The sequence below is a fragment of the Geodermatophilus sp. SYSU D00708 genome (assembly GCF_054050115.1).
The window spans coordinates 281,441-303,977 of record NZ_JBJGYS010000002.1 but is presented as its reverse complement, the minus strand read 5'-3'; the positions used below and the strand labels follow the sequence as shown (position 1 = coordinate 303,977).

Annotated in this window: 18 protein-coding genes and 1 tRNA gene; 11 read left to right on the top strand and 8 right to left on the bottom strand. The window is 74.0% G+C overall.

The genetic code is table 11. The annotated features are described in order from the left end of the window. Positions 1 to 42 precede the first annotated feature (42 nt). Positions 43 to 825 carry a DUF2470 domain-containing protein gene (locus ACI79D_RS03300; RefSeq protein WP_456916873.1) on the bottom strand — a complete coding sequence of 261 codons (783 nt, stop codon included), beginning with the start codon at positions 823 to 825 and terminating at the stop codon, positions 43 to 45. 235 nt (positions 826 to 1,060) lie between these two features. Between ACI79D_RS03300 and ACI79D_RS03295 the strand changes: the two genes are divergently transcribed. Further along, complete coding sequence (locus ACI79D_RS03295) at positions 1,061 to 2,662, top strand: alpha/beta hydrolase (RefSeq protein WP_456916903.1); 1,602 nt, start codon at positions 1,061 to 1,063, stop codon at positions 2,660 to 2,662. A gap of 286 nt (positions 2,663 to 2,948) precedes the next feature. Here ACI79D_RS03295 and ACI79D_RS03290 read toward each other — a convergent pair whose 3' ends face one another. After that, positions 2,949 to 3,215 carry a hypothetical protein gene (locus ACI79D_RS03290; protein WP_456916872.1) on the bottom strand — a complete coding sequence of 89 codons (267 nt, stop codon included), beginning with the start codon at positions 3,213 to 3,215 and terminating at the stop codon, positions 2,949 to 2,951. 149 nt (positions 3,216 to 3,364) lie between these two features. Between ACI79D_RS03290 and ACI79D_RS03285 the strand changes: the two genes are divergently transcribed. The 3 genes from ACI79D_RS03285 to ACI79D_RS03275 all read left to right on the top strand — a co-directional run bounded on the left by ACI79D_RS03285 (position 3,365) and on the right by ACI79D_RS03275 (position 4,864). Then, positions 3,365 to 3,571, top strand: a complete 207-nt coding sequence (locus ACI79D_RS03285) for a DUF5703 family protein (RefSeq protein WP_135140221.1) — start codon at positions 3,365 to 3,367, stop codon at positions 3,569 to 3,571. A 52-nt stretch (positions 3,572 to 3,623) separates the two neighbouring features. After that, positions 3,624 to 4,367 carry an IclR family transcriptional regulator gene (locus tag ACI79D_RS03280; RefSeq protein ID WP_456916871.1) on the top strand — a complete coding sequence of 248 codons (744 nt, stop codon included), beginning with the start codon at positions 3,624 to 3,626 and terminating at the stop codon, positions 4,365 to 4,367. 74 nt (positions 4,368 to 4,441) lie between these two features. Then, a complete protein-coding gene (locus tag ACI79D_RS03275) occupies positions 4,442 to 4,864 on the top strand; it encodes an amidohydrolase family protein (RefSeq protein WP_456916870.1) in 423 nt (140 codons plus the stop codon). 46 nt (positions 4,865 to 4,910) lie between these two features. Here the strand turns inward: ACI79D_RS03275 and ACI79D_RS03270 are convergent, their stop codons facing one another. Beyond that, on the bottom strand, positions 4,911 to 5,867 hold the full coding sequence (locus tag ACI79D_RS03270; RefSeq protein WP_456916869.1) for an NADPH:quinone oxidoreductase family protein: 957 nt from the start codon (positions 5,865 to 5,867) through the stop codon (positions 4,911 to 4,913). A gap of 120 nt (positions 5,868 to 5,987) precedes the next feature. Here ACI79D_RS03270 and ACI79D_RS03265 point away from each other — a divergent pair, with 120 nt between their 5' ends. Further along, the gene (locus ACI79D_RS03265) at positions 5,988 to 6,548 is read left to right on the top strand and encodes a class I SAM-dependent methyltransferase (RefSeq protein WP_456916868.1); all 561 of its coding nucleotides are present in this window, start codon (positions 5,988 to 5,990) and stop codon (positions 6,546 to 6,548) included. Between the two features lie 3 nt (positions 6,549 to 6,551). On the opposite strand, the gene ACI79D_RS03260 is transcribed toward ACI79D_RS03265, so the two are convergent. The 3 genes from ACI79D_RS03260 to ACI79D_RS03250 form a co-directional block, all read right to left on the bottom strand. Next, entirely contained in the window at positions 6,552 to 7,790 is a 1,239-nt protein-coding gene (locus tag ACI79D_RS03260; protein WP_456916867.1) for a low temperature requirement protein A, read from the bottom strand. 39 nt (positions 7,791 to 7,829) lie between these two features. Beyond that, the gene (locus ACI79D_RS03255) at positions 7,830 to 8,633 is read right to left on the bottom strand and encodes an SDR family oxidoreductase (protein ID WP_456916866.1); all 804 of its coding nucleotides are present in this window, start codon (positions 8,631 to 8,633) and stop codon (positions 7,830 to 7,832) included. 182 nt (positions 8,634 to 8,815) lie between these two features. Further along, positions 8,816 to 10,144 carry a M20/M25/M40 family metallo-hydrolase gene (locus tag ACI79D_RS03250; RefSeq protein WP_456916865.1) on the bottom strand — a complete coding sequence of 443 codons (1,329 nt, stop codon included), beginning with the start codon at positions 10,142 to 10,144 and terminating at the stop codon, positions 8,816 to 8,818. A gap of 86 nt (positions 10,145 to 10,230) precedes the next feature. Between ACI79D_RS03250 and ACI79D_RS03245 the strand changes: the two genes are divergently transcribed. Next, positions 10,231 to 10,315, top strand: a tRNA-Leu gene (locus ACI79D_RS03245). A gap of 279 nt (positions 10,316 to 10,594) precedes the next feature. On the opposite strand, the gene ACI79D_RS03240 is transcribed toward ACI79D_RS03245, so the two are convergent. Together ACI79D_RS03240 and ACI79D_RS03235 are read right to left on the bottom strand one after the other, a co-directional pair. Beyond that, positions 10,595 to 11,695, bottom strand: a complete 1,101-nt coding sequence (locus ACI79D_RS03240; protein ID WP_456916864.1) for a lysophospholipid acyltransferase family protein — start codon at positions 11,693 to 11,695, stop codon at positions 10,595 to 10,597. A gap of 1 nt (position 11,696) precedes the next feature. Beyond that, positions 11,697 to 12,566, bottom strand: a complete 870-nt coding sequence (locus ACI79D_RS03235) for a patatin-like phospholipase family protein (protein WP_456916863.1) — start codon at positions 12,564 to 12,566, stop codon at positions 11,697 to 11,699. A 586-nt stretch (positions 12,567 to 13,152) separates the two neighbouring features. Here ACI79D_RS03235 and ACI79D_RS03230 point away from each other — a divergent pair. The 5 genes from ACI79D_RS03230 (at position 13,153) to ACI79D_RS03210 (ending at position 22,491) form a co-directional block, all read left to right on the top strand. Next, entirely contained in the window at positions 13,153 to 14,793 is a 1,641-nt protein-coding gene (locus ACI79D_RS03230; protein ID WP_456916862.1) for an amidase family protein, read from the top strand. Between the two features lie 423 nt (positions 14,794 to 15,216). After that, the gene (locus ACI79D_RS03225; RefSeq protein ID WP_456916861.1) at positions 15,217 to 16,401 is read left to right on the top strand and encodes an NAD(P)/FAD-dependent oxidoreductase; all 1,185 of its coding nucleotides are present in this window, start codon (positions 15,217 to 15,219) and stop codon (positions 16,399 to 16,401) included. A gap of 769 nt (positions 16,402 to 17,170) precedes the next feature. Further along, positions 17,171 to 17,878 (top strand): phosphatase domain-containing protein, encoded by a 708-nt coding sequence (locus ACI79D_RS03220; RefSeq protein ID WP_456916860.1) that lies wholly within the window; start codon positions 17,171 to 17,173, stop codon positions 17,876 to 17,878. Between the two features lie 143 nt (positions 17,879 to 18,021). Continuing rightward, the gene (locus tag ACI79D_RS03215; RefSeq protein ID WP_456916859.1) at positions 18,022 to 21,102 is read left to right on the top strand and encodes a M14 family zinc carboxypeptidase; all 3,081 of its coding nucleotides are present in this window, start codon (positions 18,022 to 18,024) and stop codon (positions 21,100 to 21,102) included. Positions 21,103 to 21,549: 447 nt separating this feature from the next. Continuing rightward, entirely contained in the window at positions 21,550 to 22,491 is a 942-nt protein-coding gene (locus ACI79D_RS03210; protein ID WP_456916858.1) for a PAS domain S-box protein, read from the top strand. Positions 22,492 to 22,537: the final 46 nt, after the last annotated feature.

The following is a 22,537-nucleotide window of genomic DNA, read 5'->3' as shown; positions in this document are numbered from 1 at the left end:
CGGAGGAGGTCCGTACGGGTGACCCGCACGGACCTCCTCCGCTCAGGCGCGGCCGGCCTGGGCGGCGCGGGCGGCGCAGAGCAGCTGGCGGGTGACCGCCTGCAGCTGCCCGGGGCAGGTGAGCGGCCGCGGGAAGGGGATGCGGAGGTCCCGCGAGCTGGTCGGGCGCTCGATCCGCAAGCGGTAGCCGAAGCGGTCGATGCCCAGCGGCCGGACGACGTCGCGGGGGCCGAGCTCCTCGGCGGGGATGCAGCCGCGCAGCAGCGCGAGGGCCTCCGGGTGGTCGCGGTCGAGGTGCCGCAGCATCGCGGCCTCGACGCCGGCCAGCGGGTCGGGCCGGGCGGCGGCGTACTCCGGCGGGCTCACCTCGGCGCACCGCTCTCCCTCCCGCACGACCACCTCGGCGAGGTCCAGCCGCAGCAGCAGCGCCTCGCGGCCGACGTCGAGCAGGTGCTCGGCCGGGCGCACGTCGGCGAACTCCAGCGACGCGGCCCGCTGGTCGACCGGGTGCACCGGCCTCAGCCAGCCGGAGAGCCACAGCTGGGCCCGCAGCGAGTCCCGCAGGGGCACCGGGGAGCGGTCGCTGACCATGAGCACCGTGGACCGGTCGGTCTCCTCCTCCAGGGCGCGGGCCACCTCGCCGTCGGCCGGCACGAGGACGAGGACCCGGCCCGCGGCCGTCGTGGTGTGCGCCAGCGGGCGGCTGGGCGCCAGGCCGCGCACGCAGAGAGCGGCGGCGGCCCCGCAGGCGACCGTGCGGGCCCGCTCGGCCGCGTCGGCCAGCGCGGCGGGCGGGGCGGGGCTCCGGCCGGGACTCGTCGTCATGGGGCGCTCCCTCTGCGATCGACGACACGTAGGTAAGGGAAGCCTAACCAACCTTCGCGGTCGAGGGGAAGCCGACGGCGCCCGGCGTCGGCCCGGGGCCGCGCGGCGGCCGACCGGAACGGCCCGGTGCCGTTCTCGTGTTGCCGGGGGCCCGGCGGCGGAGTTGCATGACGGCCATCCCCGGGCGCTCCCCCGACGTCGCCCGGACGGCGTCCCTGGGGGCCCCGTGATCACGATGACCTGTCGTCGCAGCGCCGTCCTGGGCGCCCTCGTCGCCCTCGTCTCGGCCTCCGGGACCGCCGTCGCCGGCGCCGCGCCCGCGGCCGATCCGGTGCCGACCCTGACCTGGGCCGACTGCGGGACCACCCCCGAGGGCACCGCGGCCGGCGTGCAGTGCGCGACCGCGGACCTGCCCATGGACTTCGACGAGCCCGACGGCGACCGGGTGCAGATCGCCGTGGCCCGGGTGCCGGCCACCGACCCGGCCAACCGCATCGGCTCGCTGTTCCTCAACCTCGGCGGGCCGGGCGGGGCGTCCGTCGACGTCCTGCAGGCCCGCGGGGCCGGCCTGTTCCCCGCGCTGAACGCCCGCTTCGACCTCGTCGGCTTCGACCCGCGCGGGGTCGGCCAGAGCACCCCCGCCATCGACTGCCACGCGGACCAGGAGACCCAGGGCATCTACTCCGTCCCCGTCCCCACCCCGCTCGACGTCGACGCCGACGCCCTCGTGGCCAAGGCGCAGGGCTACGTCGACGCCTGCCTGGCCAACAACGGCGAGATCCTCGAGCACGTCTCCACCGCCAACGTGGCGCGCGACATGGACGCCCTCCGCGCGGCCGTCGGCGACGAGCAGCTCACCTACCTGGGCTTCTCCTACGGGACGTTCCTGGGCGCCACCTACGCCAGCCTGTTCCCCGACCGCGCGCGGGCCCTCGTGCTCGACGGCGCCCTCGACGCCGACCAGTACGTCAACGACCCGTTCAGCTCCATCGCCGCCCAGACGGCCGGGTTCGAGACCGCCCTGGCCCGCTTCGTCGAGGCCTGCGCCGCCGACCAGGTCGCCTGCTCCGGGTTCGGCGGCGCCGACCCCCGCCTCGCCTACGACCAGCTGGTCGCCGCGGCCGAGACCACACCGATCCCGGCCGACGGGTTCGCCGCGGACCCGCGCCCGGTCACCGGCGACGACATCCGCACCGCCACCCTCTGGCTCATCTACGCCAAGCAGCTGTGGGGCCAGCTCGGCGCCGCGCTGGCCGACGCCGCCGCCGGGGACGGCTCGGCGGTCCGGGCCCTCACTGACGCCTACTACGGGCGCCGGGACGACGGGACGTTCGACCCCGGGCTGGATCGCTACTTCACCATCGGGGCCGCGGAGCAGCAGTACCCGACCGACGACCTGCAGGTCTACCTGGACCGCGGCGCGGAGTCGTGGGCGTCCTTCCCGCACTTCTGGTCCAACAGCGGCTACGCCGAGGTCAGCTACGCGCTGTGGCCGGCCCGCGACGAGGACGCCTTCCTCGGTCCGTTCGACGTGCCCGAGTCCGCCGCGACCCCGCTGGTGATCGGCACCACCTACGACCCGGCCACCCCCTACGCCGGCGCCGAGGCCCTGGTGGCCGACCTGGGCAACGCCCGGCTGCTCACCATGGAGGGCGACGGGCACACCGCCTACGGCGGCAACTCCCCCTGCGTGGACGCCGCCACCGAGGCCTACCTGATCGACGGCACGCTCCCCGCCGAGGCGACGGTGTGCCGGCAGGAGGTGCCGTTCACCGCGCCGCAGCCGGTGCCCACCGGGGCGGCGGCGGCCTCCCGCGTGCTCCTCGCCGGCCCCTGAGGACCCCACCACACCTTTCGGCCCTGGGCACCCCGGTCGGCCTCGGCTGCGATGGGAGACGTGTCCGCGCGCGTCCACCGGGCCCCGGGACGGGCCGGGGGCCTGACCACCCCGCCCGTGCCGGGCCCGCCGCCGATCCCGCCGCCGCTTCCGGGGCCGCCTCCGCCGGCGCCGGAGCCGCCGCTCCCGGTGCCCGAGCCGGGGCCGACGCCGGCGCCGCCGCCCGAGCCGGTGCCCCCGCCCGAGCCCCTGCCGTCGCCGCTGTCCGCGGCGGGGTGAGCTCAGGTCAGAGCGGGCCCTCGTCGTCGTCGACGGGGACGTCGGCCTCCTGCTCGAGCACGTCGGCGTCGTCGGCCTCGCGGTCCCCGACCGATCGCAGCGGGCTGCCGGACTCGCCGGGCCGGGCCGCGAGCTGCTGCTCCAGGGCGTCGGCCTCGGGGACGTCCGCACCGGGCGGCGTCGCGTCCCCGGCGAGCGACACGGCGGGCGGGTCCAGCAGCGCCTCCTGCTCCGCGCGGTCGGCGTCGGGCACGTCGGTGCCGGGTTCGGTCACGGTTGGTCCTCCGTCTCGCTCGGCAGCTGCGATCGGTCCCCATCCTGCCGTCCGGCGCAGGTCACGGCAGACCGGGTGCGCCGTCCCCGGGCGGCGGGGAGATGACGACCACGTGACCAGGAGGCGTCGGGCGGGGCACAATCGGCCGGGTGGAGGCGGTCGCCGGGGAGTACGAGTTCGCGCCGCTGCGGATCCCACCGGGCACGTCCCGGTCCGCGGCGGCGACCATGCTGAGCCTGCAGGCGGACACGGGGGGCTGGGAACTCGCCCGGCTCCAGCTGCACGCCGACGGCACGCGGAAGGCCATCCTGCGCCGCCGGGCGCGGTTGTCCTACCTGCCGAAACCGCACATCTAGACGCCGGCACGCCCGCGGGCCATCGTGTGGCCCTCACCGCGAGGGGGCGGCCATGGGCGCACACCCGACGCTCATCCAGTCGGTACAGCGGGCGCTGCGGATGCTGGAGGTCGTGGCCGAGCGGAACGGCCGCGCCCGGGCCAAGGAGATCGCCCGGGCGGCCGGGCTCCCGTTGGCCACGACTTACCACCTGCTGCGCACCTGCCCGCACGAGGGCTGGCTGCAGCGGCTGGACGACGGCAGCTACGTCCTGGGGCACCGCATCGACCAGGTCCGGCAGCACGGCACGGCGGCCCGCGGCCTGGCCCACGCCCGGCCCGCCCTGGAGTGGCTGCGCGACGAGCTGGCCGGCGCGGTGTACCTGGCCCGCTGGGAGGACGGCGAGATCGTCGTCGACGACATCGTGGACAGCCCCCGGGCCCCGCGGATCGACCTGTGGGTCGGCATCCCCGACGCCGGGCACGCCACCGCGATCGGCAAGTCCGTGCTGGGGCAGCTGCCCGCCGCGGCGCGGGAGGACTACCTGGCCCGGCACCCTCTGCACGACCTGACCCCGCGCACCGTCGTCGACGCCCGGCGGCTGTGCCTGCCCCCGCTCGACGGCGTCGCGTGCGACGACGGCGAGTACGCCGTGGGGGTGAGCTGCGTGGCCGCCGCGGTCGACGCCGACGGTGCCGGCGCCGTCGGCGTGGTGGTGCGGCCGTCGGCCGTCGGGCGGCCCTCGGTGCACCGGACCCTGCTCACCGGCGCCCGCCGGGTGTCCCGCGCGCTCGGCCTGGGCCGCCGGGCCGGCTGACGGCCGCCGGGCCGGCTGAGGGTCGCGGGGCTGGGAACCGCCGAGTCGTCATCTGAAAAGCCGGCCCCTGGGACATGGACGGCGCGGCCGCGGCGTTCCCCGACCTCAACTTCGTGATCTTCCACGTCGGGCTGCCGTTCATCGACGAGACGTGCTGGCAGCTGATCCGCTTCCCGAACCTCTACGCCTCGCTCGCGGCGACGATCAACTTCCTGGTGCGGGCGCCGCGGATGTTCGCCGAGATCCTCGGCAAGCTGCTGTTCTGGTGCGGCGAGGACAAGATCGTCTACGGCTCCGAGGCGCCGATCTTCCACCCGCAGTGGGCGCTGCGCGCCTTCATGGACTTCACCATCCCGCAGGACCTGTGCGAGGGCTACGGCTACCCGCAGCTCACCGACGTGGCCAAGCGGAAGATCCTCGGCGAGAACCTGCTGCGCCTGCACGGCATGGACGTCGAGGCCACCACGGCGCGGCTGGGCCGGGCGCCGGCGCACTGAGCCCCGGGGCGGCGGCTCCCGATCCCCCTCGCACCGCCGTCCCGGCTCAGGGCACCAGCACGACCTTGCCGACGGTGCTGCGGTCGGCGAGCTTGGCCAGCGCCCGCGGGGCCTGGTCGAGCGGGAGCACCTCGCTGACCAGCGGGTCCACCTGGCCGCTCTCGACCAGCTCGGTCAGCGCCTGGTGGGTGCTGGCGATCAGCGACGGTTCCTTGGTGCGGTACAGGCCCCAGTGCAGGCCGACGACGCTGTAGTTCTTGACCAGCGCGTGGTTGGCCGGCGCCTCCGGGATCCGCCCGCTGGTGAACCCCACGACGACCAGCCGGCCCTCGAAGGCGATGCACTTGCGGGACCGGTCGAACACGTCCCCGCCGACCGGGTCGTAGACGACGTCGGCGCCGTGCCCGCCGGTGACCTCCTTGACCACCGGGACGAAGTCCTCGGCCGTGTAGTCGACGACGTGGTCGGCGCCGAGCTCGCGGCACACCTCGACCTTGCGGGCGCCGCCGGCGGTGGCGATCACCCGTGCCCCGGCGGCCTTGCCCAGCTGGATGGCGGCCGACCCGACCCCGCCGGCGCCGGCGTGCACCAGCAGCCACTCCCCCGGCTGCAGGTTCGCCCGGCGGTGCAGGCCCACGTGACCGGTCTGGTAGGTCAGGAACAGCGCAGCGGCCTTCTCGTCGGGCATCCCCTCGGGTACCGGCCAGGCGTTGGCGGCGTCCATCAGCGCGTACTCGGCGAACGCCCCGAACCCGCCGGACGGCGAGCCGATGACCCGCTGACCGGTCTCGACGACCTCCCCGCACAGCTCGACGCCGGGGGTGAAGGGCAGCGCCGGGCGCTCCTGGTACCTGCCCTGGACCACCAGGACGTCGGGGAAGTTCAGCGCGGCCGCCCGCACCCGCACCCGCAGCTGCCCCTCACCGGGGGTGGGCTGCTCGACCTCGTCGAGGGTCAGGACGTCCGAGGGCTCGCCGAGTTCGTGGACCCGCCATGCACGCATACCCGGGGACCTTGCCAGACCGGGGGTGACCGCGGTCACCGGAGTCGACCGGTTCGGCGTGCCGGGTGCCCCGGGCCGTGACAGGGTGCGCTGGACGCGGCCCGCTTCCCCGGAGGACCCATGATCGACCACCTCACCGACCGGCTGCGCTTCCTCCGGGCCTTCCTGGCCCACCCGCGGCAGGTCGGCGCCGTCCTGCCGACGTCGCGGGCCGCCGTCCGGGACATGCTCGACCTCGCCGACGTCCCCGGTGCCGACCTCGTCGTCGAGCTGGGGGCGGGCACCGGCGTCCAGACCGGGGAGATCCTCGCCCGGCTGGGCCCCGACGCCCGCCTGGTCTCCGTCGAGATCGACCCTGACCTGGCCCGGCTGCTCGAGGAGCGCTTCGACGACCCGCGGCTGCAGGTCGTGTGCGACTCGGCCGAGGAGCTCGACGTGCACCTGGGCGGCAAGCGGGCCGACGTCGTCGTCTCGGCCCTGCCCTACACCTCGATGCCCTCGCCGCTGCGGACCCGCGTGCTGGACCTGCTGCCGGCCGTGCTCGCGCCCGGCGGCACGGTGCTGGTCATCCAGTACTCGCCGCTGATGCTCGGCGAGCTGCGGCGCCGCTTCGGCTCGGTCCGCGGGCGCATCTCGCCGTGGAACGTGCCGCCGGCGTTCCTGTTCGCCTGCCGGCTGTAGCGGTCAGGGGTCGGCGAGCAGCCGCTCCTGGTGCCGGTGGCCGAGGGTCTCGTAGCCGACGACGGTCACCCACGGCGCCAGCGCCAGCACCGCCAGGCACCAGACCAGCGCCGCGCCGGCCGCGGCCATGGCGACCGCCGCCACCACCAGCACGGCGGACCCGGCCAGCAGGAGCAGGTGGAACGGGTCCGAGGTCCGGGTCAGCTGGCCGTAGAGCGCGAACACCGACAGCACGTACACCCCCACCGGGACGGCGACGGCCAGCACCGTGCCCAGCACGCCGAGGACGCTGGCGCCCTCGAGGAGGTACGCCGCGGCGTGCAGCCCGGCACCGACGGCGACCAGCGCGCCGAAGAGCACGATGTGGCCGTAGCCCCAGCCGAACGAGCGATCCCGGTGGCGGGCCAGCAGCTCCCCGCAGGGCAGCACGAAGTAGCTCCACCACATGCCGAAGGTCAGCGCCGTCCCGGCCAGCCCGAGGACGGCGACGTCGACCGACCAGCCGGGCCCCTCCGGCCCGACGACGGCGGCCAGCGCGACGGTCGTGCCGAGCAGCCCCTCCCCCAGCGCGATGATGACCAGCAGGCCGTAGCGCTCGGCGATGTGGTGGGCGTGCCACGGGGTGCCGCCCTCGCGCCGCTCGGCGAGCACCGGGCCGGTGACCTCGACCAGGACCAGCACCACCGCCCACAGGAACATGACGCCGACCGACGTCTGCGCGACCAGCAGCACGATCCAGCCGGCCTGCGCGACGAGGATCGTGGTCGCGTAGGTCAGGCAGGCGCGGCGCCGCTCGGGGGCCTGCCGGGCCGCGCGCAGCCACTGGGAGACCATGGCGACCCGCATGACCACGTAGCCGCCGACCAGCACCGCGTTGTCGACGGTGGCCCCCTCGTCGATCGAGGCGAACATCGCCGGCAGGCCGAGGGCCAGGACCAGCACGCCGAGCATCTGCACCATCGTGGCCAGGCGGAACACCCAGTCGTCGGTGTCGAAGGCCGAGGCGAACCAGGCGAAGTTGATCCACGCCCAGGAGATGGCGAACGTGGCGAAGGCGAACCCGGCCACGCCGGCGCCGACGTGGCCCTCGGCGAGCAGGTGCGCCAGCTCGTTGCCGGCGGTGCCGAAGGCGATCACGAACGTGAGGTCGAACAGCAGCTCGAGAGGGGTTGCCGTCCGGTGGTCCTCGTGCGGGTCGCGCCCGCCCATCCGGGTGCGGCGGTGGGTCCGCGCTACGGCCATGGTGCAGTCTGCCGCAGATCGCGGCCGGGCCGGCGCGGGTCAGCGCATGGACGGCGGGCGCAGCGCCTCCGGGACGACGGCGGTCTCGCCGGTCGCCGTCCTCGCGCTGGGCACGCCCTTGAACGCGTACGGGACGGCGCCCACGCCCGGCTGGACGACGTAGGCCGCGCCCGGCTCGCCCGAGGCCCAGGCGGCGAGCATCGCGTCGGCCACCTCGCCGGCGGACAGCACCGGGAAGCCGGCCTTCTCGAACTCCGCGCGGAGCGGGTCGATGATCGCCGTGTCGGCGAAGCCGGGGCAGATCGCGGTGATCCGGATGCCCTGCGCGGCCAGGCGGGGGGCCATCGACCGGACGAAGGCCACCGCACCGCCCTTGGCGACGCTGTAGCCGGGGTCGGTGGCCATCGGGGAGAGTCCGGCCAGCGAGGCGGTGACCACGATCGCGCCGCCGCCGGCCCGCTGCAGCGCCGGCAGCGCCGCCTCGGTGCCGTAGACGACGCCGAACAGGTCGACGTCGACCACCCGCAGGAAGCTCTCCACGTCGAACAGCGCGGCGGACTCGAACCCGGCGATGCCGGCGTTGAGGAACACCGCGTCCAGGCGGCCGTGCTCGGCCTCGACCTGCTGGACGACCGCGCGGTTGGCGGCGCGGTCGGTGACGTCGAGCGGCATGAACGGGCAGCCGAGGTCGGCGGCCGCGGCACGCGCCCGCTCGCTGTCGAGGTCGGTGAGGACGGCGGTGACGCCCGCCTCGCGCAGCCGGCCGGCGAGGGCGCGGCCGAAACCGCCGGTCCCTCCGGTGATGAGCGCGACGGATCCGGGGCCGGGTGTGGTGGCGGTCACGTCGAGATCACATCACGTCGGCACCGCGCCGCGCCCCGACCGGCCCCGCCGCCCCGCGCGCCGCCGCGCCCGGCCGGCCGGCCGGCCGCGATCATGGAGTCCGGGAGGCGACACCCCGACGCGCGCCGGCGTGTCGCCTCCCGGACTCCGTGATCGTCGCGGGCGGACCGGGCCGACGGCGCTCAGGCGGCGCGGAGGAACCGGTCGAGCACGCGGATGCCGAAGCGCAGCGACTCGACCGGCACCCGCTCGTCGATGCCGTGGAACAGCGAGGCGAAGTCCAGGTCGGGCGGCAGCCGCAGCGGGGAGAACCCGAAGCAGCGCATGCCCAGGCGCTCGAAGCTCTTGGCGTCGGTGCCGCCGCTCATCGTGAACGGCACCGGCCGGGCGCCGTCGTCCTCGGCCTTGAGGGCGGTGACCATCTGCTCGACCAGCGGGCCGTCGAACGTCGTCTCCACGGCCTGGTCGTGGACGATCCAGTCCCGCTGGACGCCCTCCCCGACGAGGGCGGCGAGCTGGCGCTCGAACTCCTCCTCCTGCCCGTAGAGGAAGCGGCCGTCGACGGTGGCGGCGGCGGTGCCGGGGATGACGTTGGCCTTGTAGCCGGCCTCGAGCATCGTGGGGTTGACCGTGTTGCGCAGGGCAGCGCCGATCATCCGGCTGATGCTGCCGAGGCGGGCGAGGGCCTGCTCGGGCTGGTCGGGGTCGATCTCGATGCCGTAGGCGTCCTCGACGGCGGCGAGGAACTGGCGCATCGGCGGGGTCAGCACGGTCGGGAAGCGGTGCGCGCCGAGCCGGGCCACGGCCGCGCACAGGCGGGTGACGGCGTTGTCGTCGTGGACGAACGAGCCGTGGCCGGGCTTGCCGCCGGCGGTCAACCGCATCCAGGCCAGGCCCTTCTCCGCCGTCTGCACCAGGTAGAGGCGCAGGTCGTCGCGGACGGTGATGCTGAAGCCGCCCACCTCGCTGATCGCCTCGGTGCAGCCCTCGAACAGGTCGGGGTGCTCCTCGACGAGGAACCGCGCGCCCAGCCGGCCGCCGGCCTCCTCGTCGGCGACGTAGGCCAGCACGATGTCGCGCGGGGGCACGACGCCGGTGCGCGCCCAGTCGCGGACCAGCGCCAGCACCATCGCGTCCATGTCCTTCATGTCGACCGCGCCGCGGCCCCAGACGTAGCCGTCGCGCTCCTCACCGGAGAACGGGTGGACGCTCCACTCGGCGGGGTCGGCGGGGACGACGTCGAGGTGGCCGTGCACGAGCAGCGCGGGCCGGCTGCGGTCGGCGCCCGGGATGCGGGCCACCAGGCTGGCCCGGCCCGGCTCCGACTCGTGGACGACGCTGCCGATCCCGACCTCGTCGAGCTTGCCGGCGACCCACTCGGCCGCCTTCCGCTCGCCCTTGCCCGTGGCGGTGTCGCCGGTGTTGGTCGTGTCGATGCGGATCAGCTCGGACAGCAGCTCGGCGACCTCGGCCTGGGCTCGGGCGAGGGGGACGGCGGTGGGCTCCGACATGCCGACGATCGTGCCACCGGGGGTGTGCCGACCCCCCGGGCGGCTCGGTTATGCTGACTCCGGTCGTTCGCGAGGGCGGCCCACCTGTCCGGGTGGCGGAATGGCAGACGCGCTAGCTTGAGGTGCTAGTGCCCTTTATCGGGCGTGGGGGTTCAAGTCCCCCCTCGGACACTCCTTCGCCCCGGCGTTCCTGCGAGTCAGGTGCCCGGGGCGTTCTCGTGTCGGGCCACGAGAAGGGCCCGTGACACCAGGGGGGTGCTGCGCGCCACGATCAGCCCTCGAGCGGTCACACGTTCCACCCCTGCTTCCGCGTCGTCGAGCCCAGCGGCCGTCTGACACAAGTTCCTCCGGGCCGGACCGCTGCACTGGACCGCGGCAGCCCTGTCGGCCGACAGCCCGGCGGTGCGGGGGCCGGCATGGTGGGTGACGTGGGTCGAGGACGCCGGCTCGCTACGTCGGCTCGCTGCTGAGCGGGCTGCCGGCGTCGGGCGCCCGCGGCACACCGGCCCCACGTACGTCCTGCGCCCGCTGAGCTGCCGAGGTGGTGGTGATCCAGTCGTCGATCGCCTCCCACCACCGGTACAGCCAGTCCGTCAGCTGAGTGTCGTCCCGCGGCACCTCGGTGGCCGGGACGAACCACCAGCGCAGGTGCAGGGTCTTGTCCATGGGCAGGCTGCGCCACAGATCGTGGACCGTGCTCAGGTGTTCCAGCCCCGTGTGCGCGACGAACACGACATCGGCATGCGGGGCCGCGCGCAGCGCCGCGGCGACCCCACCCGGGCGCGGCGGCAGCAGGTTCCGCATCGCCTCGGCCCGGCCGACCGCGGCCAGCAGACCCCGGTCGCGCAGCCGCTGGATGGCCCGCGTCCGGCGCGGCACCGTGAAGTTCGCCCCCTCGGGGAAGATCAACAGCGCGTCCTCCTCCCCCAGGTCACGGGCCAGGTCGGCGATCGCCGCCTCGGAGCTGGGCCCCGCCGCCGGATCGGCCGAGACGAAGTGGTTGGGCAGCCGGTTGAGGTAGACGTCGATCAGCGGGTCCAACTGCAGCACGTCCTTGAGCACGATCCGCGGCCGACGCAGGTGGTCGCGATTCATCAGCGTGTGCACGAGCAGGAACGAGTCGCCCGGGCCGGCGTGCCGGGAGAGCACGACCATGGCGTTGGTCGAGCCAGGCACCCCGTCGTCCAGCGGCGACCAGGACGTGCCGTCGGTGACCAGCCGCAGCGCGAACAGCCGCTGCGCCACCCGCATCAGCGTGTCGAGCAGCAGGCGCAGGACGGTGTAGTGCGCCGCCCGGGCCCGCGGTGTGCCCAACCGGCGGCCGAAGCCGCTGAGCACCCACAGGACCGCCGCGACCACGAGCCCGGCCACCTCCAGCCCGAGGTAGACCAGCGCGAAGGCCAGCAGCCGGAGCCCGCGCAGCCGGCCGGGCAGGAAGACCGAGGCGACCACCGCCACGACCAGGAGCGCGGGCAGCAGGCCGACCGCGGCCACCAGTGCGGCGACCAGGAGAGGACCGGTGACCCGGCGGACGCGGCGGGGCGGCAGCACCTCAGGCTCCCCCGTCCCGGGACGCGCCGATCCGGTTCAGATGGGTACGGGTCGCGCGGAACGCCTGGTCGATCCGGGCCTGTACTCCGGAGAAGTCGCGGTAGCGCAGGTTGGCCGCCCCGGACGGAGGTGGGTCACCCGAGGGCAGCACGTGCACCGTGACGTCGGGCGGCAGGGCGGCCATGTCCGCGGCGAAGCGGTGCCGCCGCGCGATCTCGAAGGCGACCTGCGCGACCTCCCACGGCCCGGTCGGTGGGCGGAGCGGTCGGTCGATCCGCCCGACGTGCAGCACGAAGACGGTGTCGGCGCCGAGCGCGACCGCCCGGCCGACCGGGATGCTGTGCACCAGGCCGCCGTCGAGGTAGTGCTCGCCGTCGATCTCCACGGGCGGCAACAACCCGGGCACCGCGCACGAGGCGAGCACGCCCTCGACCAGCGCACCCTCGGTGAACCAGTGTTCGGCGGCCCGCTCGATGCTGGCCGCGACGCACTGGAACGGCACGCGCAGCTCGGCGAAGGTGCGCACCGGGAGGTGCTCGGTGAGCAGGTCCCGCAGCGGCTCCCTGGGGTGCAGGTGCGTGCGGGTCCGCACCAACGTGCGTGCCCGGCCCAGCACGGACCCGGCGAAGATCCGCCGGGAGGCCATCTCCTCCCACACGCCGCGCAATCGGTCCACGGTTCCCGGCGCGGGGTCGGCGGCGACGAGCGCGCCGTTGATCGCGCCCACCGACGTGCCCACGACCAGGTCGGGCCGGACCCCGTGCTCGAACAGCGCCTGCAGCATCCCGACCTCGGCCGCCCCGAGCACTCCCCCGCCACCGAGGACGAACGCCGTGCCGCCCGTGCCCGCTGGCGTCCCTGGCGATGCCATGGCCCGGATCGTGTCATCCAATGCGGGGCTCCAGGCCCTCCCGTGCGAGGGTCCGCACCCTTCCCCGCACCTCCTGGGATCGCATCGCCGGAGCAGGCATCGCACGGGCCGCGCGGTCCCGCCTCGGACGCCCGCGCCATGGTCACCGCCGCGACCTCCACGATCGACGGCGGACTCAGCGGCTGACGACGTCGAGAAGCCGCGCGTCGGCCGCTCGGCGCCGGCCGACGCGCTTCCCCGTGCCGTGCCCTCCCGGGGTGCCGGAAGCGCCCGTGGAGGGCTCGGTGGGCGTCCGGTCGCCTCGCCGTCCCATCTGACGCGCCCGCCTCGCCGGTGAGCCATCTGTTCATCGCCACCGGAGTAGCCGCTGCCTGCGCTGTGCCCAGCGAACCACGCAGCGTGACGGCTCCCGAACCGCAACGCGACGCCGTCGAGGTCCGTGTCTGCGTCTCCTGTGCGTCTGCTGGACGGTCCTGTATGCCCGACTGAGGCACCAGGCACGTGCGCTCCGGGGCATCCCGCGGAACGCCTGGGAGGAACCATGCGTGTGGCCCTCGACCCCTGTCCCTGGAGCAGAAGTGCCACGGTGACCGCTGCCATGGCCGGAGTGCTGCTGGTCCTCTCCGGCGCCGTGGCGGTCCCGTCGTCCGGCGCCGACCCGGTGCCCGGGACGACAGGTCCCGCCGTCGTCGCACCGTCGCTGGGCGGCCTCGACCTCGATGCCGCCACCATCCCCGAGATCCAGTCCCGGATCGACGCCGGGGACTTCACCGCGGTCGAGCTCACCCAGGCCTACCTGGCCCGGATCGCCGAGCTCGACGACGTGCTCGGCTCGGTGCTCTTCGTGAACCCGAACGCCGTGGCCGAGGCCGCTGCCAGTGACCAGGTCCGCCGGGAGAGCGGCGCGCGCAGCCCCCTCGAAGGGATCCCCGTGCTGCTGAAGGACAACGTGGACACCGCGGACATGCCGACCACGGCCGGCTCCCGCGCCCTGCTCGGGAGCCGGCCCGACGACGCGACGATCACCCGTGAGCTCCGCGAGGCCGGCGCGGTCCTCCTGGGCAAGGCGAACCTGTCGGAATGGGCGAACTTCCGCGGGCACGATGCCACCAGCGGTTGGAGCGCTGTGGGCGGGCAGACGAACAGCCCCCACGTTCTCGACCGCAACCCCAACGGTTCCTCCTCCGGCTCGGCCGTGGCCGTCGCCGCCTCCCTCACCCAGGTGGCCATCGGGACCGAGACCGATGGATCCATCGTCAGCCCGGCCGGCGCCACCGGCGTCGTCGGCCTCAAACCCACCCTCGGGTTGGTCAGCCGCACCGGAGTCGTCCCCATCTCCGCCGAGCAGGACACTGCTGGACCCATCGCCCGGCACGTCGTCGATGCGGCGCTGCTCGTGCAGGTCATCTCCGGGCCGGACCCTGCTGATCCAGCAACCCTGGCGGCTCCTAGGCGAGAACTCCGCGGTGCGGAGCCGGAGGACGACGCGCTGGAAGGCGCGCGGATCGGCGTGCTGACGCTGACGCCCGAGGAGTCCGTGGCCGTCGACGACGCCACCGAGGCGGTCTTCGGGACCGCGATCAAGTCGATCGAGGCCGCGGGGGCCACGCCGATCCCGGTGCGGCTGGCGAACCAGGCCGAGATCGACGAGGGCGAGTTCCCGGCGCTGTTGGCCGAGTTCCACCGCGACATCAACGCCTATCTCGCGGCCACCCCCGGCGACCACCCGGCCGATCTCGCCGGCCTCATCGCCTTCAACCGGCAGGACTCGCTCGAACTGGTCCCCTTCGACCAGGAGACCTTCGAGCAGGCGCAGGCGGCGGCCGTCCCGGCTGATGACCCGGCAGTGCGCGAGCTGCGCGACACCATCCGCACGTCAGCCCGGGCTTCCATCGACGACGCTCTGGCCCAGGGGCCCGGGCCCGAGGACGACCTCGAGGCGATCGTGGCCCTGACGAACACGCCCGGCTGGGTCACCAGGTACGAGCACATCGACGGCATCGGTGACGCGTTCGGCTACGAGTCCTCCACCCCCGCGGCGGTTGCCGGCTACCCCAGCGTCACTGTCCCGGCCGGCTTCGCCGGCCCACAGGAGGCGCTGCCGATCGGGATCTCCTTCATCGGCAGCCGATGGGAGGACGCCGCCGTGCTGGACCTGGCCCTCGACTTCGAGTCCGAGGTCGGGGCACGCCGGGCTCCGGAGTTCCTCCCCACCGTCGGGGACTGAGATCCCGGACGGACGCGGGATGCGCCATCGTCCGGAGCAGGACCCGGCCCCGGGCGCGTCGTCCGCGGGAGGCGTGCGGTGCACGGGTGATCCCACTCGTCCGGCCATCCGCTCGCGGAAGTTCCTGCCGTGCATCCGGCGGCGCCGGTCTTCCGGAAGGACGCTGCATGCGGAGTTCTCGCCCCAGCAACGTCGGGTCGTCCAGCCGCTGCTCGACGCCGGCCTCGGTGGGAAGCAGATCGGGACCCTCGTGTTCCGACTCGCCTTCGACACCGTCGCCGACGGGCACCGCGCCGTGACCGCGTCGGCTCGCTGCCCTCGGCTGCGCCGGTGGCCGTCCACCCGGCACGGCTCGGATCGATCGGCCGGATGATCGTGCCGACCGAGGACGCCGGCCGCCCTGAACCCGTGACCGGAGGGGACGTGGAACGACACGAGGTGCTCGTCGTCGGAGGGGGCAACGCCGGCATCTCCCTGGCGGCACGACTGGTCCGCGACGGCACCCCGGGCGTCACCGTCGTCGCCCCACAGCCGGTGCACCGCTACAAGCCCCTGCTCAACTACGTCGGCGGTGGGCAGGCGACGATGGCGGACCTGGAACGCCCGATGGCCGACGTCATCCCCGACGGGTGCGCGTGGATCCGCGACGCCGTCGAGGCGGTCGACCCGGTCGCCAGGACCGTGCGCACGCGTGCGAGGCGCACCCTGCCGTATTCGACGCTCGTCCTGTGCCCCGGCCTGGTGGAGGACTGGGAGGCCACTCCGGGGCTGCAGGCGGCCTACCACGACGGGTGGGCCACCTCCACCTACGTCCCTGGCGCCGCGCCGCGGGTCTGGCCGAGCCTGGCGTCGCTGCGCGCCGGCTCCGCGCTCTTCACCGTGCCGCCGGAGCCGGCGTCCTGTGGTCCGACCGCGCTCAAGCCGCTCTTCCTGGCCTGCGACCACTGGCGGCGCACCGGTGTCCTGAGCGACCTCCGGGTCCGGCTCGTCCTCCCCGAGCGGTCCGCCGTGGGCGTTCCGGAGGCCGACGAGGTCGTGGACCGGGCTCTCGCCACCTACGGCGTCGAGGTGCTGCGCGAGGCCCGCATCGAGCGCGTGGACCCGGATGCCCACGCCGTCACGGTCGCTACACGCACCGGGCGGCGGGTGATCGACGACGTCGACGTCGCCCACGCCGTCCCCCACTACCGGGCTCCACGCTGGATCGCCGACAGCGGCCTCGCGGCCGACGCGGTGCCGGGCCTGGCCGACGTCGACCCGTACACCCTGCGGCACTGCTCGCACGCGTCGATCTGGGGGCTCGGCGACGCCGCCGCCGTGGCGACGCGCCCCTCCGGCGGAGCCCTGCGGCGCCAGGTCGCGATCCTGGCCCACAACCTGGCGGCCGACCGGAGCGGGGCACCGATGCAGCGGTACGACGGGTACACGGTCACACCGATCACGGTGCGCCGCCGGGCGCTGATGCTCGCCGAGTTCACCCGCGACGGCCGGCCGACCGCGTCCGTGCCGTTCGTCGATCCGATGAAGCCCCGGCGGGCGACGTGGTGGTTCGACCGCTACGCGCTCCCGCAGGTCTACTGGCGCCGCATCCTCCGCGGACGGGCGTGACCGCGGAGGAGCGGTGCGGCACAACGCCCGTCGGCAACCGCTCCGCACCTCCTCGGGCGACGTGCCATCTCCGTGGAGATCTCGATGGCCACGACTCCAGGGACACCCTCCGACCGCTCATCGGCTCCCGCGAAGCCGTGTGCGTATGTGGCATGTCGCCCCTCGGACACAACCTCACCCTGTGGTTCCTGCAGGTCAGGAGCCGGCGGTCTGTGTGTGTCGTGGCCTACGAAGGTCCGGCGATCCCCGCGTTGTATCCGGTTGCTGAGCCACTCTCCAGCAGCCCGCCGAAGCCCGCCTCCTTGCCCGTGCAGGGACGCCTGCTGGTATGCGCCGAGCTGGCCGTGGCGCCGGCCATGGCCGAGGGCCCGACGGACATGCCGCCAGCGGCTCCCCGAGGTCGGTACGGTCGGCCCGTCGCTCGTCGGGACGGAGGCGTTCATGCCGCGGCAGCCCGCTGCTCCCGCGAGCTGGTCGCTGCGACTCGCGCCGGTCGCCTACCGTACCGCCCCAAAACCCGGGTCAACCGGGCGCTGTCGGACCGCGCCCGTGGCCGAGGCCGGACGATCACCGTCCTCGGCTACCCGGGTTGCGCAGCACAGGGCCGGGCGCGAGTGCGGGGGCGCCTGCTGCTCGCCCCCGCGGGTACCGACCCGAACGCCCGCCGTGACATCCCCGGCTGGCGGCGACTGCTGATCGACGTCAACATCCCGGTCGCGCTACCTCCAGGGCCGGCCGCAGCAGTGCTGCACGTGGAGGGACGCCGCCGGTGCCGGCTCCGGTCCATGTCGCCTCGCCCGACGCCAACCGCGGCGTCGTCTGCGACCTCGACGACACGGTGTGGATCACCGGTATCCGGCATCCCCTCCGCGCCGCGTGGCGCACGTTCATGGGCAACGGCTCGACCCGGCGTCCGGTGGCCGGCATGGCCGCGCTGGCGAACCGTCTCGTCGAGGGTGCCCCGCACGCCCCGGTCTACCTCGACAACGGGCCCTGGAACCTCGCCGGCCCGATCACCCAGTTCCTCGAGCGGCACAGCTTTCCGCGGGGTGCCGTCCTGACCGACTGGGGCATCAGCCCGGGCGTCTGTTCTGCAGTGGCAAGGCGCACAAGCGCGGGTCCCTGGACCGGCTGGCCGGGGAGCCGCCCGGCGTCCGCTGGTTCCTGGTCGGGGGGCGACGGGGACACGACACCGAGATGCACCGCGAGTTCGCCCCGGAACGGGTGGCCGCGATCGCGTTGCGGACCGTCGGAGCTGCTCGGGGACGGTGTCTCACCGCGCACACTCACGCGGTGCGCGGTCGAGGAGACGTCCACGCCGTCCGGTGATTCTTGGGGGTCGGCTGTCGACCGGTCTTCCCGCCACGTGCCGGGGCCCTGCACTGAGCCAGCCCGTCCCGTCACGCCGCGTGGCCGGACGCACATGCTGCGGCAGCACGCCCCGATCGCACACTCGCAGCGCCCGGTACGCAGGTGAGCACGAGATGTGAGGGCAGTCGGCCAGGTGATGCTGGACCCGTCCCGCTCCCCCGTCTCACGGTCTGGACGGTCGACATGGTGCGTGCGGCTGAGCGCCCTCCCGGCGGGTCTGTTCCCGCCCTCCTCACAGTCCTGTCGCTCGTGCTCGGGCTGCTGGTCGGCACGGGGACCGGTGCGAGCGCCGCACCGCCGCCCGGCGGCAAGGGCGCGGTCGCCTACACCGGCGAGCTGAAACCCGAGCAGCTGGCCCTGGTGCTGGACAGCGGGCTCGACCGCCGCGAGGTGCTGACCGCGCCCAGCGGTGAACCCGGCTCGGTCAGGGTCGAGGTCGTGCTCGGTGAGCGCAGGGCGCACGCGCTGCTGGCGCAGGGCGTGCCACTGCAGACGCGGGCGGCTCCCGCCCAGTCGGAGGCCACGGCGGCCGTGTTCCGCCCGTGGAGCGGGGCGGGTGGGCTCCGCGAGGAGTTCGTCGCGCTCGCGGGGGCCCACCCGGACCTGGTGGAGCAGGTCGTGATCGGCCGATCCGTCACCGGGCAGGAGATCCTCGCTTTCAAGGTGACCACGGACGCCCGACGGGTGCCCGACGGTCGTCGCCCCGCGGTGCTTTACGTCTCGGCCCAGCACGCCCGCGAGTGGATCACCCCGGAGATGACCCGGCGGCTGATGCGACACGTGGTCGACGGCTACGGCACCGACGCCGAGCTCCGCGGACTGCTGGACCGCACCGAGTTGTGGTTCGTCCCCGTGGCGAACCCGGACGGCTACGACTACACGTTCACCACCGACCGGTTGTGGCGCAAGAACCTGCGCGACAACGACGGCGACGGCGCGATCACCGCGATCGACGGCGTCGACCCCAACCGAAACTTCCCGACCCACTGGGGATACGACGACGAGGGCTCGTCCCCGTCGCCGGACAGCGAGGTCTACCGGGGCCCGGCCCCCTCGTCCGAGCCCGAGACGCAGGCTCTCGACGGGCTCATGCGCCGGATCGGTCCCGAGTTCCTCGTGAACTACCACTCCGCGGCCGAGCTGCTGCTCTACGGCACGGGCTGGCAGGTCGCCACCCCGACGCCCGACGACATCATCTACGAGGTGATGGCCGGGGACGACGCGACCCCCGCGGTACCCGGTTACGACCCGGACATCTCCGCGGAGCTGTACACCACGAACGGCGACACGACCGAGCACGCCGAGGAGGCGTACGGCACGCTTGCTTTCACCCTCGAGATGTCGACGTGCCAGACGGCCAGCGCAGCCGACCCCGGCGACGCCTTCGAGCCCGACGCCTGCGGGAGCATCTTCGAGTTCCCCGACTCCGAACCGCTGGTCCAGGCGGACTTCGACAAGAACCTCCCCTTCGCGCTGGCCGTGGCCCGATCGGCGCAGGATCCGTCGACCCCCGTCTCGATCGTCGGCCGCACGGTGCCGGACTTCGTGCTCGACCCCTTCCCCGTCTCCTACGGAACCCCGCAGACGGTCGCCGTCACGGCCCGACGAGACCTGAGCGACGTCCAGCTGCGTTTTCGGATCGACGGCGGGGCCGAACGGCGCGCGCCCGTGCGCGAGTGGGACGGCGGGGAGCGCTACGGGGACGAGGGCGACACCCACTACGCGGAGATCCGCGGAGAGGTCCGCGGGGCCGGCCCGGGGCAGGACGTCGAGGTGTGGTTCACCGGCGTGCGGCCCGGTCGTGGCCCGGTGACGAGCGAGCGCTTCAGCTTCACCGTGGCACACGACGGCGGATCGGTCCTGGTGCTGGCCAACGAGGACTACGAGGGCCACAACCCCGGCGAGCCGGGTGCCACCACCGCTCCTCGGTACGCGCAGGAGTACGTCGACGCGCTCGCCGACGCCGGCATCGACTCCGCCGTGTGGGACGTGTCCGCCCAGGGTGTGCCCCACGACCTCGGGGTGCTCAGCCACTTCGACAGCGTGGTCTGGTATCTCGGCGACAACCGGTTGACCCAGGACGCCGAGGACGTCCTGACCGATGTCCTCGGCGCACCGCTGGAGGACGCGGCCGTCGCGGAGCGACAGCAGTTCCTGACGCTCGTAGTCCGCGACTACCTCAACGCAGGGGGCACCCTGGCGCTCGCCGGTGAGACGGCGGGCTACCACGGCGCGCTTGGCACGGGGCTCGGGGGCATCTACTACGGACTGGACGGCGCGCCGGACCAGGACTGCGTGGTGACGGTCGACCCCTTCAGCGACTGCCTGCTGCTCGCCGACGACTTCACCCAGTACTACCTGGGCGCGTTCACCCGGTCGCCGCGCGCGGCGCCGGAGTTCCTGGACGGGACGGGCGCGCCGCTCCTCGGCACGAGCACGGTCCTGGCGTCCACGCCGAGCAACCCGATCGATGAGGCCGGGACGTTCGTGCCCACGAGCGCCGTGCTGCCCTCCGACCGGTTCCCGCAGTTCGCGAGTGCCGTGTCCGGCGAGTACCGGGGCGGACCGCCGGGCAACCTCGAGACCTTCGAGGGCGACTGGTTCGCCGCGGCGGAGCACGCCGACGGCTCGTACATGCGGCTCACCCGCACCGTCGATCTCAACGACGTCACCTCGGCGCAGAATCCGACGCTCGAGTTCGCGCTGTCCTACGACGTGGAGGCCGGCTACGACAACGTCATCGTCGAGGCCCACCCCGTCGGCACCGACGCCTGGACGACGCTGCCCGAGATCGGCGGACAGAGTGACGCTGGACCGCCGACGGCGTGCGAGGTCGGTTTCCTGTTGGAGCGACACCCGTTCCTCTCGCACTACCTGACCGGCGGCACCCCCTGCCGGCCGACCGGGACCACGGGCGCGTGGCACCGGATCACCGGCACCTCCGCGGGCTGGCAGCAGGTCGGCTTCGATCTGTCCGCGTATGCGGGCGGGCAGGTCGAGTTGGCGATCAGCTACGTGACCGACGCGTCCACCGGCGGGGCCGGGGTGTTCGTGGACCAGACGCGGCTGCTGATCGGGGGCACGGCCGGCGAGCCGGAGGGCTTCGAGACCGACCTGGGGACGTGGACGGTGCCGGGTGCGCCCGAGGCCAGCCCGCCGAACGTCGGGGACTTCGTGCGGGCACAGTCGCAGGTCGGGGCGGCGATCACCACCGAGGACACCGTCCTCCTCGGATTCGGGATCGAACAGGTACCGGACCCAGCGGCCCGCGCAGCGCTCCTCGGCGGGATCGTCCGCAGCCTCACCGGCGCGTCACCGACTGCGCGCTGAGGCAGCCGCGCCACAGACCCCGAGGGCGGGCCACCGACCCCATTCGGCCTGCACCCGTCGACGGGGTCCGTCAGGGCGCAGCAGGCGTGTGCGCATGTACCGTGTCGCCCCTCGGACACGTCGAAGTGGGGTGCCTTCCCCCGTTTGGACCACAGTTCGATTGGCCCACAGTTCGGCTCGGCCCTCTACGACCACCAGGGTCTCCGCCGACCCGGTTCGGCCACCTCCCTCCCTCGCGTCTGCGACCGCCCGCGACGAGGCGGCGCTGCGGCGTGTGCTGGGAGGGACTGCCGAGCAGGCGGTGGCCGGACGGCCTTCCCGCTGCCGGCAGGCCGCGTCACGGAAAATCCGGCGCGGAGCGGGTCTGCGATTGCCGCTTTCGGACGGCGGCGTCACGATTCTCTCGGGGGAAAGCCCGGACCGCCGATCCGGTCGGGAGGTGACGGGTTGGCTCCGGACGACGACCTCGCCTCCAGTGGGGTGACGAGCGACTGGGTTGACGCCGACCGGCTGCTCGACCTTCTGGGCCACGCGGTCATCGCCACGGACCTGGGCGGCCACATCGTCCGGTGGAACGCCGCGGCCGAGCGACTGTACGGCTGGACCGCCGAGGAGATCCTGGGCCGCAACATCAGGGAGGTGACCGTCCCGGAGGCCGGGCAGGAACACGGCGACGACATCATGCAGTCGCTGCGAGAGGGCAGGTCCTGGTCCGGCGGCTTCACCGTCGTCCGCAAGGACGGCTCGACCTTCTCCGCGCTCGTGACCGACGTCGGTGTGCGGACTCACGATGGTCGCCTGGTCGGCATCGTGGGGGTCTCCACGGACCTCGGCCACGCGCTTCGCCCACTACTTGCCCGCTCGTCGGACGCAGTCCTGGTCATGTCCCGAAGCGGCACCGTCTCGTACGCCAGCCCCGCCTTCACCCGGCTGTTCGGCTGGGCTGAGGAGAGCGTTCTCGGGATGCGCCTGTGGGACCTCGTGCACCCCGACGACCGACCGGTCGTCATGCAGGCGCCCGCCCTGGAACAGCGGGACGAGCCCCCCGCGCTGGAGTGCCGCCTCCGCTGCCCCGACGACTCCTGGCGCTGGGTCGAGATGGTCGTCTCGGACCTGCTCGACGACCCAGCCGTCCGGGGCCGGATCTGCAACATCCGGGACGTCACCGAGCGACGGAGCGCGCAGGAGCGGCTGACTGAGCTGAACGAACAGCTGGAAAGCGCCCTCCAGTCACGGGTCGTCATCGAGCAGGCCAAGGGCATGTTGGCCGAGCGCCGCGGAACCTCCGTCGAGGAGGCGTTCCAGGTGCTTCGCAAGCACGCTCGCGACCACAACGCGTCCCTGCACGAGGTAGCGACCGCAGTGGTCACTCTCGGGTTGTCCCCCTGAGCCCCGAGCACACCGGCGGCATGCCGCCCGCGTGGCCCGGCGTCGG

Bases quoted from the DNA above. Each gene is read 5' to 3' on its own strand.
- ACI79D_RS03300 (WP_456916873.1), bottom strand. From the start codon at position 825: ATGACGACGAGTCCCGGCCGGAGCCCCGCCCCGCCCGCCGCGCTGGCC.
- ACI79D_RS03250 (WP_456916865.1), bottom strand. From the start codon at position 10,144: ATGTCGGAGCCCACCGCCGTCCCCCTCGCCCGAGCCCAGGCCGAGGTC.
- ACI79D_RS03275 (WP_456916870.1), top strand. From the start codon at position 4,442: ATGGACGGCGCGGCCGCGGCGTTCCCCGACCTCAACTTCGTGATCTTC.
- ACI79D_RS03260 (WP_456916867.1), bottom strand. From the start codon at position 7,790: ATGGCCGTAGCGCGGACCCACCGCCGCACCCGGATGGGCGGGCGCGAC.
- ACI79D_RS03270 (WP_456916869.1), bottom strand. From the start codon at position 5,867: ATGCGTGCATGGCGGGTCCACGAACTCGGCGAGCCCTCGGACGTCCTG.
- ACI79D_RS03295 (WP_456916903.1), top strand. From the start codon at position 1,061: ATGACCTGTCGTCGCAGCGCCGTCCTGGGCGCCCTCGTCGCCCTCGTC.
- ACI79D_RS03235 (WP_456916863.1), bottom strand. From the start codon at position 12,566: ATGGCATCGCCAGGGACGCCAGCGGGCACGGGCGGCACGGCGTTCGTC.
- ACI79D_RS03265 (WP_456916868.1), top strand. From the start codon at position 5,988: ATGATCGACCACCTCACCGACCGGCTGCGCTTCCTCCGGGCCTTCCTG.
- ACI79D_RS03280 (WP_456916871.1), top strand. From the start codon at position 3,624: ATGGGCGCACACCCGACGCTCATCCAGTCGGTACAGCGGGCGCTGCGG.